A 15,458-nucleotide genomic window follows, 5' to 3' on the forward strand; every position below is an offset into this window, starting at 1 on the left:
GGCATCGGCCGGGCGGGGCCGGCCGACGGGGTCAGATGAAGGGGTCGAAGTCCGCGACCAGCAGCGGAGATGCGGTGCGCGTACGGAGCCCGCCGATCTCCACGTTGGTGGCGTGGCGGGCGCAGTGGAACCGGCAGTCCCGCCGCGGATCGATCACCGAGACATCCGCCTTGTGCCACAGGTCGGCGAACGACCCGTCCCGGATGTCGCCGAGCTTCGCCCGCTCGTTGCCGCGGTGGTAGGGGCAGACGTACACGCCCGTGGGCGTCACGGTCGTCCGCAACTCGGCGACCGCGCAGCGGTCGTAGGACTTCTCCTGGTGCGGGTCGGACGCTGTCCGGACGGCCTCCCAGTTGGAGGACCGCAGTAGGTGGAAGCCGTCGTCCGCCAGCTCGCCCAGGCGCTGCCACTGCGCCTCGACGCGGTCGGTGTCGGCGCTGTCCTGGTTCACCGTGAAGTGGTCCTGGTCGAGCATCGCCTTCAGCTCGAAGTAGTCGCAGCCGATGTCCTTGGCGAGCCGCCCCGCCTCGTACACCTCGTCGTAGTTGGAGGCCGTCACCGTGCCGTCGGCCGCCCGGCGCTGCATCAGCAGGAACGAGTAGCCGAGCCGGCCCGCCTTGCGGGCGGCCAGGCTGCGCATGTTGGCCACCACCTGCGGGAAGACGCTGCGGGTGCCCCGGCTGGGCCGGAACTCCGCGTAGGTGGGTTCGGTCGCGGCGTCCATCGACACCCGCACCCAGGAGAGCATCCCGGCGAGTTGGTCCAGGTAGCGGTGGATCTGCGTCCCGTTCGTGACCAGGCCGAGCCGGATGCCGGCCCGGTGCAGGGTCTCGATCACCGTCCCGACGGCGCGGTGCATCAGCGGTTCGCCGCCGCCGATCAGGATCACCGCGCGGACGCCGCTGCCGGCCAGCTCCTCGGCGAGTTCGACGATCCGGTCCTTGGCGATCTGCCCGTGGTTCAGGACGTCGGAGCTGATGCACTCCGGGCAGGCCAGGTCGCAGACCGTGGTGGGGTCGAGGTCGATCACCAGCGGGCTGGCCAGCCGCTCGCCGCGGGCGACCGCGGCGACGTCGGGGAAGACCGACTCCTGGTAGATCTTGCCGACCAGGTCGAGGTTGTCGGCGACATGCGCGGTGCCCAGCCCCGGCGGGGCCGGTGCGGGTGCGGGAGCCGATGCGGTCCGGCCGGCGAGCCAGGCGGCGCGAGCGGACAGGCCGCTGCTCACCGGACCGGCCTCGGGCCGTTCCTGCGGATGGGCAGGCATGAATCACTCCTCGTGCCGTCCGCACGCGACGGGTCGAAGGCTGCTGGGGCGGGGAGTTCGGCGGCGCGACCGGGAGGGTCTGTGTGACAGTCCCTGGGGCCGCCGCGGAGGGTGGGAGCGCTCCCACAATGTAGGGGCTGGGCACGCCGGGCTGTCAAGTGCGTCCCACCAGGAGTTTTTTGACACACTGTCATCAATCTTTTCGGGACTGCGGGCGGATTCCGGACGACTTCCGGCGGACGCCGAGGCGCCGCCCGTGCGCGACCCGTCCGCCGCCCGTGCGCGACGCGCCCGCCGGCGCCCCCGGCCGGAGGCATGGCACGGCACCGGGTGGGGCATGGCCACCCTGGGGTGCCCGTCCGGGCACGCCCCGGCCGGCCCGCCCGCGACCGGGCGCGGACCGCTGCGCGACCAGGAAGGCAGCCCGAGCGATGACCCTGCACCGACCAGCCCCCGCCTGGCTCACCGACGCCGTGCTGTACCAGATCTACCCGCAGTCGTACGCCGACTCCGACGGCGACGGCATCGGGGACTTCGCCGGCATCACCGCGCACCTCGACCACCTGGCCTGGCTCGGCGTGGACGCCGTGTGGCTGAATCCGTGCTTCGCCTCGCCGTTCCTCGACGCCGGTTACGACGTCAGCGACTACCTGACCGTCGCCCCGCGCTACGGTACGTCCGAGGACCTGGCGAACCTCGTCGACCAGGCCCGGCGCCGCGGTATCCGCGTCATGCTCGACCTGGTCGCCGGGCACACCTCCGACCGCCACCCCTGGTTCACCGCCGCCGCCGCCGACCCCGACGACCACCGCTACATCTGGACGGACGGCACCGAGGTGGCACCGCCCGCCCGCTTCGTCCGGTCGCCCGGCAGTCGTCCCGGTGCCTACCTGCCGAACTTCTTCGACGCCCAGCCGGCCCTCAACTTCGGCTACGGGCGCACCGATCCGGCCGAACCCTGGCGCCAGGGCCCGCACGCCGACGGCCCGCGGGCCAACCGTGCGGAACTGCGCCGGATCATGGACCACTGGCTCGGCCTCGGACTGTCCGGCTTCCGCGTCGACATGGCCTATTCCCTGGTCAAGGACGACCCGGGCCGCCGCGAGACCGCCCGGCTCTGGACCGAACTGCGGCACTGGCTGGACCGGGCCCACCCGGACGCCGCCCTGCTCGCCGAGTGGGGGGACCCGGCCGCCTCGGTGGCCGCGGGCTTCCACGCGGACTTCTTCCTGCAGTTCGGCGGCCCGACCGACGGCCGGCCGCTGCGTTCGCTGTGGCACAACGGGCACGGCACCGACCAGAGTTCCTGGCCGCCGGCCGACTGTTACTTCGACGCCGAGGCCAAGGGATCCCCTCGGCCGTTCCTCGACGCCTGGCAGGAGGGCGCCCGCGATCTCGGCGGCAACGGCCTGATCGCCCTCCCCACCGCCAACCACGACTTCTCGCGGCTCGCCTGCGGTCCGCGCACCGCGGAGCAACTGCCGTGCGCCTTCGCCTTCCAGCTCACCTGGCCCACCCTGCCGGCGATCTACTACGGCGACGAGATCGGCATGCGGTACGTGCCCGGGCTGCCCGACCACGAGGGCAGTGTGCTCGGCCCCCACTACAACCGGGCGGGGTGCCGCACGCCCATGCAGTGGGAGCCGGGCCCGGGCGCAGGCTTCTCGACCGCGTCCGCCGAGCGGTACTACCTCCCGCTGGACCCGGCCGCCGACCGTCCGGACGTCGCCGGGCAGCGCGCGGACGAGCAGTCCCTGCTGCACACCGTCCGCCGCCTGATCGCCCTGCGCCGGGCCTTCCCGGAGCTCGGTCCGCGGGGCAGCGTGGAGATCCTGCACGACGGCTACCCGCTGGTCCATCTCCGCGGCGGACGCTACCTGGTGACCGTCAATCCGGGGCGCGAGGAGGCCTCGGTCGCCCTCGCCGCCGCCGACGGCGGCACGGCTGCCGCCCTGCGGGCGGGCCGGGCCCGGCTGCTGGAGGGCGACGGCGTCGCGCTCGGCCCGGCCTCCGTCACCGCGGCCGGGTTCGGCTGGGCCGTCCACGACCTCGGCGGCCCGGGCCCGGTGAGCTGAGCCGGCGAGATCAGCCGACGAGCCGACCCGGCGCGGGCGGGTCGGTCCCGGCCGGGCGCACGCCCGGCCGGGGACGCCGTCACCGGTGTGTGCCAGAGTCTGCGCATGCTCGAGATCGTGGTGATGACGGAGAACCGGGAGCGGCACGTCCGCGTGTCCGCCCGGGAGCTGGCCGGGCTGGTCCGGCGGATCGGCGACGACGGCGACCGGTTCCTGGTGGTCCGGCGGGTGCCCGACCTGCCGGACGTCTTCACCCAGGTCTGGCACGAGGCCGGCGGCGACTACACCCTGGAGCACCGCGACGGCGCCGCCGACCGGCATTTTCAGGCCATGGTGGACGGCCCCGAAACCGTGATCGCGGCGATGACCCGCTGGGCCCGCGAGGAGGACGACCGGGACGCGGGGCTGCCGTGGACGCTGCTGGACATGGGCCCCGTCCCGCAGGTGCCGCCGCTCGACCTCGGCGACGACGAGCGGGAGGAGTTGGAGCAGCGCGTCCGCGAGGTGCTGATCGGCGGCTACGCCTCCCGCGCCGAACTGGCCGAGCTCGCCGAGGAGTACCTGGTCACGGCCGACCGTCGGCCGGTGTCGCGCGAGCAGGCGGCGGCGCTGGCGGACCGGCTCTGGCTGGAGCGCGTCGTGGAGCAGCGCGCATGGCGGGGCGAGACCGACCCCGAGCGGCTCACCCGTGCGTTCACCGCGCTGCAGGAGTCCGGGATCACCGCCCGCGAGAACTTCACCTGCTGCCGCAGTTGCGGCGAGTCCGAGATCGGCGGCGAAGGCGGGTCCGACGCCCGCGGATTCGTGTACTTCCACACCCAGTGCACGGACTCCGCCGCCGCCGGCCACGGACTGATGCTCCTCTACGGCGGCTTCGACGGCTCGGCCGGGACGACCGCCGCCGTCGGCCGCGAGGTCGTGGCCGCCCTCGATGCGGCCGGCCTGCGGACGGCGTGGGACGGCGACCCCTCCCGTGCGATCACCGTCACGCCCCTGGACTGGCGCCGCCGCCTGATCGGGTAGGAGCGCCGTGACCGCCGCTCCGCAGGCCGGGTCTCAGGGCGCGGTCGGCCCCGCGCCGGGCGGGCGGCGGCGGAATCCGGCCTCGTGCGGACGACTCGGAGCCGTGTGCCGGTCGGTCACCGGCACCTGGGCCGACCCGGCTGTCGCGGTGACCACGGCGAGCCGGCCCGGCGGGTCGGGCAGGACCTCGGAGGACCCACCTCGTGTTCGGCCGCACGGGCCCGGAGTATCGCCGCGTCCTTCGCCGAGACCGACGGCCCTGCGCCGGCGGCCCGGTAGGGTGCCCGTCCATGAGCGAGACCGAGCCGGCATTCCTGACGTCCACTCGGGCGTCCTACGACGCCGTCGCCGCCGGCTACGCCGAGCTGTTCCGCGCGGAGCTGGAGTCCAAGCCGCTGGAGCGGGCGGCGCTGCGGGCGTTCGCCGAGTTCGTCCTCGCCGCGGGTGGCGGCCCGGTCGCCGATCTGGGCTGCGGGCCGGGCCGGGTGACGGCGTACCTGAACACCCTGGGGGTGGCCGCGTTCGGCGTCGACCTGTCGCCCCGGATGGTGGAGCTGGCCCGGCGGGCGTACCCGGGCCTGCGGTTCGACGAGGGGTCGATGACCGCTCTCGACCTGCCGGACGCCTCGCTGGGCGGCATCGCGGCGGTCTACTCGATCATCCACATCCCCGACGAGGCACTGCCGGCGCTCTTCGCCGAGTTCCACCGCGTGCTCGCGCCGGGCGGCGAGCTCCTGCTGATCTTCCAGGTCGGCGACGAGACCGTGCACCGCACCTCGGCGTTCGGCGGACCGGTGTCGTTGGACATCCGGCGGCGGCGCCCGGAGGCCGTCGCCGACCTGCTGGCCGGGGCCGGCCTGCCCGTGCACGCGCGCTTCCACCGCGCGCCCGATGCCGGGGAGCCGTCCCCGCGGGCCTTCCTGCTGGCCCGCAGGACGCCGGAGGCGCCGCCGCACTGACCGGGGCCGCCGGCACTGACCGCGTCGCCCGCCGGCCCCGTCCCCGGCCGTTGGGTCAGCCTCGCGTCCCGTCGGCCGGCGGGCGGCTGCCGGCGGCGAGCCGGGCCGCGCGCAGTCGGAGGTAGTGCTGCTCGGGCAGGCTCGCCGTCCGCTCGGCGGCCGTCCGGTAGTCCGCGAGCGCCCCGTCCCGGTCGCCGGCCAGCTCCCGCAGGTGCGCCCGGGCCGCGTGCAGCCGGTGGTTCCCGGCCAGCCGGCCGTCCGCCTCGATCTCGGCCACCAGGGCCAGGCCCGCCTCCGGCCCGTCGACCATCGCGGCGGCCACCGCCCGGTTGAGGGTCACCACCGGGTTGTCGGAAAGGCCCTCCAGCACCCCGTACAGGGCCAGGATCTGCGGCCAGTCGGTCTCCGCCGCCGTGGCGGCCTCGTCGTGCACCGCGGCGATCGCCGCCTGCACCTGGAAGGGCCCCACCGGGCCGCGCGGCAGCGTCGCCGTGATCAGGGCGACGCCCTCGCCGATCGCCGCGGCGTCCCACCGCCCACGGTCCTGCTCGGCGAGCGGGATCAGCTCGCCCGCCGGGCCCGTCCGGGCCGCGCTGCGGGCATGCGTCAGCAACATCAGCGCCAGCAGGCCCGCGGCCTCGCTGCTGTCGGGCGCGGACGCGTGCAGCGCGCGGGCCAGCCGGACGGCCTCCCGGGAGAGGTCGACCCGCTGCAGGGCCGGGCCCGCGCTGCTCGCGTACCCCTCGTTGAAGATCAGGTACAGCACGTGCAGCACCAGGGTGAGCCGGCCCGGCAGCTCCTGCGGTTCGGGCATCCGGAAGGGCACCTCGGAGGCCCTGATCCGCTGCTTCGCCCGGCTGATCCGCTGGCCCATCGTCGCCTCCGGGACCATGAACGCGCGCGCGATCTCACCGGTCGTCAGGCCGCCCACCGAACGGAGCGTCAGTGCCACCGCGGCCGCCGGGGGCAGCACCGGATGGCAGCACAGGAAGAGCAGTGTCAGCGAGTCGTCCTCGTCCGCCGCGCCGTCCTCGTCGGCCGCCGGGGCGGAACGGCGGTCGGCGGGCTGCCGGGCCGCGACCGTCTCCTCCCGCCGTCGCCGGGCCTGCTCGCCGCGCACCTGCTCGGTCATCCGCCGGCTCGCGACGCGGATCAGCCAGGCCCGCGGACTGTCCGGCAGGCCCTCCCCGGGCCACTGAAGGGAGGCCGCGAGCAGCGCCTCCTGGACGGCGTCCTCGGCGGTGTCGAAATCCCCGTACCGCCGGGTGAGCACGCCGACGACCCGCGGCGCGAGCTCACGCAGCAGGTCGTCGACGGCGGGGCTGTTCGCGGTCAGGGCTCAGAGCTCCGGGTCGGGTGCGGCCATCACCTGGCGGACCTCGATCGGCATGTTCAGCGGCGCCCCGCCCGGCCCGGGGGCGGCGGAGACGGCCGCGGCGATCTCCACCGCGCGCTCCGGGCTCGCACAGTCGACGATCCACCAGCCGGCCAGGAACTCCTTGGTCTCCGGGAAGGGGCCCTCGGTCACCAGCGGCGCCGCGCCCTCGCCCGCCGAGCGGACGATCTTCACCGTGTCGACGCCGGCCAGGCCCTGGGCGTCGACGAACTCGCCGCCGGCGGCGAGCTTGGTGTTGGTCTCCCGCATGAACGCGATGTGCGCCCGGACCTCGTCCGGCGTCCACTGCTCGATGCCGGGGAAGTCGACGGTCCTCGCGCTGAACTGCATCAGCAGCATGTACTTCACGGCTCTCTCCTCACTCGTCCGCGCCCGCTCCGGGCGCTTTCACGGGTAGGTAGAAGCCGGCGCCGCGATTTCGACATCCTCCGACCCGATGCGTCGAAGAAATTTTCCCGCCACCCCGGTCCGTCGCAACGGCGCAGGTCACAGGCCCGCCGCCCGCAGATCCGCCCGGCGGGCGCGGCCCCACCGCGAGAGGAACGCGTCGAAGGCCCGTCCCGTCCCGCCCGTCACCGGCCGGCGGTGCCGGGGCAGCGACCAGGCCCGGGCCTGCGCGGCCAGACGCTGCTGGGAACAGGTGCAGGAGAGCGAGTCGCGGCACGGTGTCATGACGGTCTGCCTTCCCACGGAGTGTCGCAGAGCTGTCACCGAACGGTACCGCCGCTGCCACGGTTCACCGGGTTGCCACACAGCCGCGCCGCGTCGACGGGCACGCCGGACGGGCGGCGCGGTGGCACCGGAATGTCACCCGGGCCCGGGACAGCGGGCCCGCGCGGGCGATACCGTGGGATCAACGCCACGCCCGGGAGCGCGAGATGACCGACCGACCCGCCGCCACGACCGACCGGCAGACGCTCGACCCGGGGTCCGCCGCGGCCCTGCAGGCCTACGCGGACGAGCAGCGGGCCCGGGCCGACCGGCTCGCGGCCGCCCTCGACGACATCGTGCGCAACGGGCTGCCCCGACCCGAGGACTGCGTCCCGTGGGAGGCGATCCGCGACCGCCGGCTCGCCGAACTCGCGGACGCGCAGCCCGACCGCCGCCGGGGTACCGCCGCCTGATGCCGCGCCAGCGCCGCCGCCGCGCCCAGATCGCCTTCACCCCGCTCGCCGAACAGCAGATCGACGCGATCACCGACCCCGGCGAGATCCACGCCCTGGACCGCGCCCTCGCCGCGCTCTCCGTCGACCCGGCCATGGGCGACCCGATCCCCGGCACCGCTCCCGAGCTGCGCCAGTACACCGACGACGTGGACGCCGTCCGGCTGATCTACTACGTCACCGCGCTGCGCACCGTGGTGGTCGTCGCCTACCTCGAGGTCGGCTGAGCGTCCGCGCCGGCGGCCCGCGGGCCTGCCGGTCAGCCGGCGGCCCCGCCCGGCCCGGGCTCGGGGTGGTAGCCGAACCAGTCGAAGTCCGCGTGGTTGCCGCTGCCGCTGCCGTTGTGGCTGCCGTCGCCGCTGCCGCCGTCCCGTCGCGCGGTGGCGTACAGGCCGAGGTAGCAACCGGTGAAGCCGCCCGCGTGCGCGCTGTTGAGCAGCCGCCCGTCCACGGTCGCCACCGCCACCACGGCCGCTGCCTCGCCCGGTCCGGCGCCGACCGGCGCCCAGCCGAAGGTGTACTCCTGGCCGCGGGCGCGCACGGACAGCCGTACCGGGCCCGGCGGCAGCGGGGCCTCGCCGCGGACGGTCTGCACCCCCGCGTCCCGGACGGTGACCCGGGCGACCCGGCCGCCGGGCCGGCCGTCCCCGGTGACCAGCAGCGTCACGTGGTGCTCCGCGTCGTACAGGACGGCCAGCCCGGCGGCCTCGTGCGGGCCGGCGGGCGCGAAGTCGAGCGCGGTGTCGGCGGTGACGTCGATGTGCTGCTGGCGACGGCCGACGAAGGCGGGTGCGGCATGGTCGGCGAGGGTCTGCGGGAGCAGCGGCAGCCGCAGGTGCCCGGGCCGGGCGGTGAGGGAGTGGACGGGCGTTGGCGGGGTCCGCAGGACGTTCCAGTGCGGCGCCAGGCCGGGCCCGTCGAAGTGGTCGACCGGGTCGGCGGCGGGCCAGGGGTGCGGCGGCAGGGCGACCTCGGTCTCCTCCGTCAGCCGTCCGGCGCCGGGGTTCACGACGGGCCAGCCGTCCTCCCAGACGACGCGGGCCAGGAAGGTCTCGCGCCCGAGGTTGGCGTGCGGCCCGCCGCCGTAGGGGCGGGAGGCGAGCAGCAGGGCGTACCAGTCGCCGCCGGGGGTCCGGATCAGGTCGGCGTGGCCCGCGCCGGTGACGGGATGGTCGCGCCCGAGGTGGCGGTGGGTCAGCACCGGGTTGCGCGGGTTGTTCTCGTAGGGGCCGGCGAGCCGGCGGCTGCGGGCGGTGGTGACGGCATGGTCGTGCTCGGTGCCGCCCTCGGCGAGGACGAGGTGGTAGTAGCCGTCGTGGCGGTAGAGGTGGGGGCCCTCCGCCCACCGGGCGGCGACCAGGGCGCCGTGGAACAGGACGTGCTCCGGGCCGGTCGGCTTCCCGGTGGTGAGGTCGTAGGCGCGCAGCCAGATCGCCGTCCGCCCGTCGGCGTGGATCTGCCGGGTGCCGAGCAGGTGTGCCGAGCCGTCCTCGTCGAAGAACAGCGACGGGTCGAAGCCGGGGGCGTCCGGCAGCCAGAGCGGGTCGGACCAGGGACCGGCCGGGTCGTCGGCGGTGAGCAGGAAGGTGCCGTCCGGGCCGTGGCCGTCCACCAGGGTGCAGACGATCCGGAAGACGCCGTCGTGGTGGCTGAGGTGGGGCGCGTACAGGCCGCCGGACGGGCGGACGCCGGCCAGCGAGAGCTGGCCGGGCCGGTCCACGGCGTGGCCGATCGGCCGCCAGTGGACGAGGTCGCGGCTGTGGTGCAGCGGCAGGCCCGGGTGGTACTCGAAGGAGGAGTTCACCAGGTAGTAGTCCTCGCCGACCCGGCAGACGGAGGGGTCGGGGTGGAAGCCGGGCAGGACGGGGTTGCGGGCCCACTGCGTGCCGGACGCGCGGGAGGACGCCGCCTCGACGGTGGGCTCGGTGTCGGGCTCGGTGGCGGGCTCGGGCATGGGGCGTACCGGTCCGTTCGGCAGGGCTACGGGGCGTCGACGTGTCGGCGTGTCCGGGCGTCGGGCTGTCGGGCTGTCGAAATGTTTCGACATATTCTCCGATCGTGCCCGAGGACGCTAAGGCGGTGGCTCCGCCCACGTCAAGGGCGGCGCCGCCGGTGCTCGCCGCGCAGCACGAGGGCCGGCACGCCGTCGTCGTACGCACCGCAGCCGGTGACGGCCCACACCGACCACTGCTGCGGTACCACGTAGTACGGCACCAGCGCGGCGGGGAGCGGCGCCCGGTGGCGCCGGCGGGCAGCAGGGCCGGCAGGACGTCCGGCACCTCACCGGCCAGGATCGCCCGCCGGCAGTCCCGGCACGACGGCCTGCGGTCGGCCGCCGCCTCCCGCGCGCCCGTCCGCGGCCGCCGGCTGGCCTTGACCTTGCTCCTGGCGGGCGGCTGGGCGGCCGCCGCGTGCAGCGGGTTGTAGAAGCACCGCACCACCGGCGGATCCGGACGCCGCCCGGCGTGCTCGGCGTGCACCGCCGCCAGCCGCTCCACCGCGCGTTCCGCCAGCACCGCGGCGGCCGCCAGTTCCGGCAGGTCGGCCGGGTCCTCCAACAGCCGGCCGGCCGCCTCGAAGGCCTCCAGCGCCCACAGGTAGTCGGCCCGGGCCGCGGACTCCTCCGCGGGGAGGGTCAGCTCGGCCGCCCGGAACACCTCGCCGGCCGCCGTGACCCGCTGGGCCGCGAACACCGCGAGCCGGTCCCGGATCACCTCCCACTCGCGGAGCAGCAGCGCGCGGTCGTGCTTCGTGGCCCGGCGCCGTGCGGCACCGGCCCCGGGCCCGTTGTCGCGCAGCAGCCTGACGAACCACCAGCGGCGGAACACCGAACCTCCCGGGATGTGCAGGAACGCTCATTGTGCGCGCACCGAGGGCCGGGCGGCAGGCCGGGGTCCGAACTCCCGCCGGCGGCCGCGCCACCGTGCGGGTTGCGCCGTGGGCCGGCCGGTCCGCCGCCCGCGGTGGGCGCCCGTTGCCGGAGGCCGCCGCTACGGTGACCGCCGTGGGATCCGCGGGGTCGTTCGTGGTGCCGCGGTCGGACCGACCGCTGGTGGAGGCGGGGGCGGTCGCGGCCGCCGGGGGCGAGCCGTGCTGGTCCGCCCGCGACGGCGGGTGGCGGATCCTGCAGATCCTCGGGGGCGACGACGTCGACGGCCGCCGCCTGGGCGCGGAGACCGGAGCCCCGACGCTCGTCGCCTCGGTGGTGGACGGCGACTTCGCGGTGGTGGAGGGGCGGAGCCCGTCCGCGGGCCGCTGGTCGGCGGTGTTGTCACCGGAGACGGCCGGCGAGTACGGCTGCCCGGACCACCTGCTGGTGGATCCCGAGGTGTCGGCGGCACACGCCGTCCGCTGGGCCGAGGAGGCCGGCCTCCGCCCCGACCCGTCGGCGGTCGCCGCCGCGTCGACGGCCGAGGGCGATCCGTTCGCCGAGGACCTGCTGATCTCCTCGCCGCCGCCCTGGGCCTGACCTTCGCCGGGGCGATGGAGCGCTGACGGCCCCGCGGCCCGGCCGCTGCCCGGGGCACCGGCCCGGTCGCTCAGGCGGCCAGCCGGTCCGCGCCCACGGGCCGCTGCGCCCGTCGGTCCCGGGCCGGTACGGGTGCCCGTGCCGGTGCCCGGAGCGTGGGCAGGCTCGGCGGCGGGGACGGCGGGCGGTGGTGCTGCTCGGAGTCGTCGTCCCGGTCGCCGAGGGCGCGGTGCAGGGCGCCGGGCGCGTTGGCGGCGATCAGCCGGCGCACTTCCTGGCGGGCCCGCTCCAGGGTGCGGCGCACGGACAGGGTCAGGCGGGCGGCCCCGGGGTGTGCTCTTCCGCCGGTCCGGTCGGACGGGGTGGGTCCGGATGGGATGGTCATACCGGATGAACGGATCAGGACGGCGACCGGTTACGCCCCCCGAGAGTGGTCGCCGTGGCCGCCTGCCCCGACCTGGGCAGCTGCCCTCAACGCGCCTCCTCGCTGTCCTCCTTGCTGTCCTGCTCGCGGTCCTCCTGCGCGCTGCTCTCCGCGTCCTTCACGGAATCCTTCCCGGCCGCCTGCCCCGGGCCCGGGCCGGCGCCGTTCTTGCGGCGGGCGAACAGCAGCGGCAGCGCCGACAGCGCCACCACCGCCAGGACGAGCGGCAGCAGGTAGGAGTCGATGCCGGGGAAGGACGAGCCCAGGGCGTAGCCGGCCAGCACCGTCCCCTGCGTCCAGGCCAGCCCGCCGACCACCTGCCAGAGCAGGAACGTGCGGGTCGGCACCCGCAGTGCCCCCGCCAGTGGCCCGAGCACCGACCGCACCATGGGCACGAACCGGCCGAGCACGATCGCGCGGCGCTGCCCGTAGCGGTCCAGGAGCTCTTCCGAACGCGCCGCCGCGTTCTTCAGCCGGACGCTGTGGCTGCGCGCCAGCAGGCCCTGCCCGCCGTGCCGTCCGATCAGATAGCCGAGCTGGGTCCCGGCCACCGAGCCGATCGCCGCGCCGAGCAGCACCTGCCAGAGCGAGAGGTACGGGCCCTGGTGGGCGGCGGCCGTCCGCCCGGACGCGCAGAGCACGCCGGCCGGGAAGAGCAGGGTGTCCCCGGGCACGAAGAACCCCACCACCAGCAGGCCGGACTCCACGAAGGTCACCAGCAGGACGGCGAGCGCGCCGTAGGCGGCGAGCAGCGCGGATCCACTGGTGAAGTCGAGCGCCGAGGTCATCGCTCACCCCGCCCGGTCGGATCGGCATGCTGCATGATCCCTCCCCACTCTAGACCGGGGCCGCCCACGGCGGCCCGCCCTTGCCCGGGCCGCGGCCGTGGGTCGGCCGTCCACCCCGGAGCGCCGTGGGCGGCGGAGCTACCACGCGTCCGTGTCGTCCCCGTCCCCGTCCTCCAAGGAGTCGTACAGCCCCGACGGCTCCTCGTCGGGCCGCTCGACCCAGCCGGCCGCCAGGACGAGGCGGGACGTGCGGTGCACGGCGAGGAAGCCGAACGGGCGGTCGACCCGGAACTCGACCTCGCGGACCCGGTAGGGCGGCTTGGGCGGGATGCCGCCTGCGGCGACGGCGATCGCCGAGATCGCCGCGGCCCGGAAGCCCCGGGCGCTGAAGGAGGCGGTCGCGTTCTGCGCCGCCGCCTCGACGGCGAGCGGGAAGTCACCGGCGATCCCGGGGAAGTGCCCGCGGTCCGGGCACGACGCCGCCACCAGGCCGAACGTGCGGGGAGACCTCAGCAGGTCGTGACCGGCCGCCACGGTGAAGCGCGGGGTGACGACGTCGAGCCACTGCTCGGGCCGGTAGGCGAGGCTGCGGCTCACGGTGACGCCGGGGCCGGGCGTGCCGTACGGCAGGAGGTCACCGGTGACCCGCGGATGGCGGCGGGCGAGGAGGCCGAGACCGGCGGACAGGACCTGCCCCGGCGCGGCAGTCTCCTCACCGAGCAGCAGGTGCACGTCGATTCCGCCGGTGCCGAGGACGCGCAGCTCGGAGACCGGCCCGGCCGGGGTGTCGGCGACCGCCAGCCGGTCGAGCAGGGCCGTCCTGCGGTACAGGGCGGCGATCGCGCGTTCGGCCCAGGGGCCGGCCTCCGGGCAGAGCACCGACGGCACGAACGGCCGCAGCCACTCGGTCCGCACCGCGAGTGCCGAGGCCAGCACCAGCTGGGTGTCCTCGGTGACCTCCAGCGGGAAGGACTCGACCAGGCCGTTGCTGTGCCGGGCGGCCCAGGCGTCCAGACGGGCCTGGGCGCCGTCGGTGGCCAGCACCTCGTGGACGTCGGCCGGCAGCCGGGCCGTCCAGGACGCGGAGACCGGCAGGCCGGGCTTGGTCCACAGGCCGATGGCCGCGCCGACGCCGGGCAGCCGCCGGAGGGCGGCGATCAGCTCGCGTGCGTGTCCGGCGGCGCCCTCGGCCGGCACACCGACCGCGTCCGCCAACTCCCGCCGCGCCGTCCCGTCGGCGCCGTCGGCCAGCGCGGCGAGCAGCGGCCAGAGCCCGGCGGCGGTGAACACCGTGCCGCCGTCCGGTGCGAGATCCGCGCACCAGCGTGCCGTCAGTCGGTGGACTGCGCGTATCGCAGTGTCGGCAACCATGGTCTCCCGTCCGATCAGGTGATCGGCAGAGCGTACGGATCGCGCCTCCGTCCGGGCGAGCGATATTCCCGCCGGGTGTCACCATCCCGCCGGGCGTCACCGGAGCCCGGCCGTCCCGCGGTACCGCCCGCGGTCCGGGGCCGGCCCGTTGGTAGATTGGCCGGTGCAGCGCCCCGGCGCGCACACTGCACATCCACCCGAGGGGAACGTCGTGTCGCAGGAGACCGTGTCACAGGCAGCCGGCCAGGAGCCCGGGGCGGGTCTCGCCGCCGCGCGTACCGCCTACGAGGAACTCCGCGCCCAGGACCTGCGCCTCGACCTCACCCGGGGCAAGCCGTCGCCCGAGCAGCTCGACCTCTCCGACGCGCTGCTCACCATCCTGCAGCCCGGCGACGTCCGTGCGGCGGACGGCACCGACTGCCGCAACTACGGCGGCCTGCAGGGGCTGACGGAGCTGCGCACGGTCTTCGCGGAGCTCTTCCAGGTGCCGGTGGACCAGCTGTTCGCGTGCGGCAACGCGAGCCTGTCGGTCATGCACGACGTCCTCGCGCACGCCATGCTGTCCGTCCTGCCCGGCGCGAAGCGCCGCTGGGCCGACGAGGACGAGATCCGATTCCTGTGCCCGGTGCCCGGCTACGACCGGCACTTCTCGCTCTGCGACCGCTTCGGCATCACCATGGTGCCCGTCCCGCTGACCGGCCACGGCCCCGACATGGACGTCGTCGAGGAGCTCGTCGCGGCCGACCCGCGGATCAAGGGCATGTGGTGCGTGCCCAAGTACAGCAACCCGACCGGCGAGACCTACAGCGACGAGACCGTGCGCCGGCTGGCCGCGATGCCGACGGCGGCCCCGGACTTCAGGCTGTTCTGGGACAACGCGTACGCGGTGCACCACCTCACCGACGAGCCGGACGCCGTCCTGCCGGTGCTCGCCGCGTGCGCCGAGGCCGGGGAGCCCGACCGGGCCTTCGTGTTCGGCTCGACCTCCAAGATCAGCACGGCCGGGTCGGGCGTCGCCTTCCTCGGCTCCTCGCCCACCAACATGGCCTGGTACAGCCGCCTGACGGCCGCCCAGACCATCGGGCCGGACAAGGTGAACCAGCTGCGGCACGCCCGCTTCTTCCCGGACGCCGCCGCCGTCGGCGCCCACATGGAGCGCCACCGCGCCCTGCTGGAGCCCCGCTTCGCCGCCGTGTACGAGGCCCTGGAGGAGGAGCTCGGCGGGCTCGGCATCGCGAACTGGACCAGCCCACGCGGCGGGTACTTCGTCAGCCTGGAGGTCCCGGAGGGCTGCGCGTCCGAGGTGGTGCGGCTGGCCAAGGACGCCGGGATCGCCCTCACTCCCGCCGGGGCCGCCTTCCCCGGCGGCCGCGACCCGCGGGACAGCCAGATCCGTCTCGCGCCGTCCTTCCCGTCGGTCGGCGAGGTCCGTGCGGCGATGCGCGGGGTGGCCGTCTGCGTGAAGCTCGCCGCCGCCGAGCAGGCCGCCGCGTCCCCGGCGGTCTGACGCCGCCACCGGGCGC

15 protein-coding genes are annotated in these 15,458 nt (G+C 75.6%); 7 read left to right on the top strand and 8 right to left on the bottom strand.

All coding sequences use genetic code 11. From position 1 onward, the window contains the following. Nucleotides 1-31 precede the first annotated feature (31 nt). Nucleotides 32-1,267, bottom strand: a complete 1,236-nt coding sequence (locus tag ABEB13_RS37515; protein ID WP_345709094.1) for a radical SAM protein — start codon at nt 1,265-1,267, stop codon at nt 32-34. Between the two features lie 431 nt (nt 1,268-1,698). Here ABEB13_RS37515 and ABEB13_RS37520 point away from each other — a divergent pair, with 431 nt between their 5' ends. The 3 genes from ABEB13_RS37520 (at nt 1,699) to ABEB13_RS37530 (ending at nt 5,324) form a co-directional block, all read left to right on the top strand. Next, entirely contained in the window at nt 1,699-3,342 is a 1,644-nt protein-coding gene (locus ABEB13_RS37520; protein ID WP_345709095.1) for an alpha-amylase family glycosyl hydrolase, read from the top strand. Nucleotides 3,343-3,447: 105 nt separating this feature from the next. After that, nucleotides 3,448-4,365 carry a DUF6891 domain-containing protein gene (locus ABEB13_RS37525; protein ID WP_345709096.1) on the top strand — a complete coding sequence of 306 codons (918 nt, stop codon included), beginning with the start codon at nt 3,448-3,450 and terminating at the stop codon, nt 4,363-4,365. Between the two features lie 290 nt (nt 4,366-4,655). Next, a complete protein-coding gene (locus tag ABEB13_RS37530; RefSeq protein WP_345709097.1) occupies nt 4,656-5,324 on the top strand; it encodes a class I SAM-dependent methyltransferase in 669 nt (222 codons plus the stop codon). Between the two features lie 55 nt (nt 5,325-5,379). Here the strand turns inward: ABEB13_RS37530 and ABEB13_RS37535 are convergent, their stop codons facing one another. From ABEB13_RS37535 to ABEB13_RS37545, 3 genes are all read right to left on the bottom strand, one after another. After that, the gene (locus ABEB13_RS37535) at nt 5,380-6,660 is read right to left on the bottom strand and encodes an RNA polymerase sigma factor (RefSeq protein WP_345709964.1); all 1,281 of its coding nucleotides are present in this window, start codon (nt 6,658-6,660) and stop codon (nt 5,380-5,382) included. 3 nt (nt 6,661-6,663) lie between these two features. After that, nucleotides 6,664-7,059: a YciI family protein gene (locus ABEB13_RS37540; protein WP_345709965.1), complete on the bottom strand. Its 396-nt coding sequence runs from the start codon at nt 7,057-7,059 to the stop codon at nt 6,664-6,666. A gap of 147 nt (nt 7,060-7,206) precedes the next feature. After that, nucleotides 7,207-7,392 (bottom strand): hypothetical protein, encoded by a 186-nt coding sequence (locus tag ABEB13_RS37545; RefSeq protein WP_345709098.1) that lies wholly within the window; start codon nt 7,390-7,392, stop codon nt 7,207-7,209. A gap of 206 nt (nt 7,393-7,598) precedes the next feature. Between ABEB13_RS37545 and ABEB13_RS37550 the strand changes: the two genes are divergently transcribed. Further along, nucleotides 7,599-7,844: a hypothetical protein gene (locus tag ABEB13_RS37550; protein ID WP_345709099.1), complete on the top strand. Its 246-nt coding sequence runs from the start codon at nt 7,599-7,601 to the stop codon at nt 7,842-7,844. Beyond that, nucleotides 7,844-8,110, top strand: coding sequence for a hypothetical protein (locus tag ABEB13_RS37555; protein WP_345709100.1), 267 nt, complete (start codon nt 7,844-7,846; stop codon nt 8,108-8,110). The genes ABEB13_RS37550 and ABEB13_RS37555 overlap by 1 nt, the downstream gene beginning before the upstream one ends. Before the next feature lie 32 nt (nt 8,111-8,142). Here ABEB13_RS37555 and ABEB13_RS37560 read toward each other — a convergent pair whose 3' ends face one another. Continuing rightward, entirely contained in the window at nt 8,143-9,837 is a 1,695-nt protein-coding gene (locus ABEB13_RS37560) for a glycoside hydrolase family 43 protein (protein ID WP_345709101.1), read from the bottom strand. Nucleotides 9,838-10,887: 1,050 nt separating this feature from the next. Here ABEB13_RS37560 and ABEB13_RS37565 point away from each other — a divergent pair. After that, nucleotides 10,888-11,352, top strand: a complete 465-nt coding sequence (locus ABEB13_RS37565; RefSeq protein WP_345709102.1) for a hypothetical protein — start codon at nt 10,888-10,890, stop codon at nt 11,350-11,352. Nucleotides 11,353-11,422: 70 nt separating this feature from the next. Here the strand turns inward: ABEB13_RS37565 and ABEB13_RS37570 are convergent, their stop codons facing one another. From ABEB13_RS37570 to ABEB13_RS37580, 3 genes are all read right to left on the bottom strand, one after another. Then, nucleotides 11,423-11,656 carry a hypothetical protein gene (locus ABEB13_RS37570; protein WP_345709103.1) on the bottom strand — a complete coding sequence of 78 codons (234 nt, stop codon included), beginning with the start codon at nt 11,654-11,656 and terminating at the stop codon, nt 11,423-11,425. 167 nt (nt 11,657-11,823) lie between these two features. Beyond that, the gene (locus ABEB13_RS37575; RefSeq protein ID WP_345709104.1) at nt 11,824-12,564 is read right to left on the bottom strand and encodes a DedA family protein; all 741 of its coding nucleotides are present in this window, start codon (nt 12,562-12,564) and stop codon (nt 11,824-11,826) included. Between the two features lie 138 nt (nt 12,565-12,702). Continuing rightward, nucleotides 12,703-13,935 carry a serpin family protein gene (locus ABEB13_RS37580; RefSeq protein ID WP_345709105.1) on the bottom strand — a complete coding sequence of 411 codons (1,233 nt, stop codon included), beginning with the start codon at nt 13,933-13,935 and terminating at the stop codon, nt 12,703-12,705. Nucleotides 13,936-14,161: 226 nt separating this feature from the next. On the opposite strand from ABEB13_RS37580, the gene ABEB13_RS37585 reads away from it, so the two are divergent. Continuing rightward, nucleotides 14,162-15,442 carry an aspartate aminotransferase type Ic gene (locus tag ABEB13_RS37585; protein WP_345709106.1) on the top strand — a complete coding sequence of 427 codons (1,281 nt, stop codon included), beginning with the start codon at nt 14,162-14,164 and terminating at the stop codon, nt 15,440-15,442. The last annotated feature ends 16 nt before the right edge of the window (nt 15,443-15,458 follow it).

It is taken from the genome of Kitasatospora paranensis, from assembly GCF_039544005.1.
Taxonomy (GTDB): Bacteria; Actinomycetota; Actinomycetes; order Streptomycetales; family Streptomycetaceae; genus Kitasatospora; species Kitasatospora paranensis.

Excerpts from the sequence above, each read along its gene's own strand:
- ABEB13_RS37530 (WP_345709097.1), top strand. The coding sequence starts at position 4,656 with ATGAGCGAGACCGAGCCGGCATTCCTGACGTCCACTCGGGCGTCCTAC.
- ABEB13_RS37580 (WP_345709105.1), bottom strand. The coding sequence starts at position 13,935 with ATGGTTGCCGACACTGCGATACGCGCAGTCCACCGACTGACGGCACGC.
- ABEB13_RS37545 (WP_345709098.1), bottom strand. The coding sequence starts at position 7,392 with ATGACACCGTGCCGCGACTCGCTCTCCTGCACCTGTTCCCAGCAGCGT.
- ABEB13_RS37560 (WP_345709101.1), bottom strand. The coding sequence starts at position 9,837 with ATGCCCGAGCCCGCCACCGAGCCCGACACCGAGCCCACCGTCGAGGCG.
- ABEB13_RS37550 (WP_345709099.1), top strand. The coding sequence starts at position 7,599 with ATGACCGACCGACCCGCCGCCACGACCGACCGGCAGACGCTCGACCCG.
- ABEB13_RS37555 (WP_345709100.1), top strand. The coding sequence starts at position 7,844 with ATGCCGCGCCAGCGCCGCCGCCGCGCCCAGATCGCCTTCACCCCGCTC.
- ABEB13_RS37575 (WP_345709104.1), bottom strand. The coding sequence starts at position 12,564 with ATGACCTCGGCGCTCGACTTCACCAGTGGATCCGCGCTGCTCGCCGCC.
- ABEB13_RS37540 (WP_345709965.1), bottom strand. The coding sequence starts at position 7,059 with ATGCTGCTGATGCAGTTCAGCGCGAGGACCGTCGACTTCCCCGGCATC.
- ABEB13_RS37520 (WP_345709095.1), top strand. The coding sequence starts at position 1,699 with ATGACCCTGCACCGACCAGCCCCCGCCTGGCTCACCGACGCCGTGCTG.
- ABEB13_RS37525 (WP_345709096.1), top strand. The coding sequence starts at position 3,448 with ATGCTCGAGATCGTGGTGATGACGGAGAACCGGGAGCGGCACGTCCGC.
- ABEB13_RS37515 (WP_345709094.1), bottom strand. The coding sequence starts at position 1,267 with ATGCCTGCCCATCCGCAGGAACGGCCCGAGGCCGGTCCGGTGAGCAGC.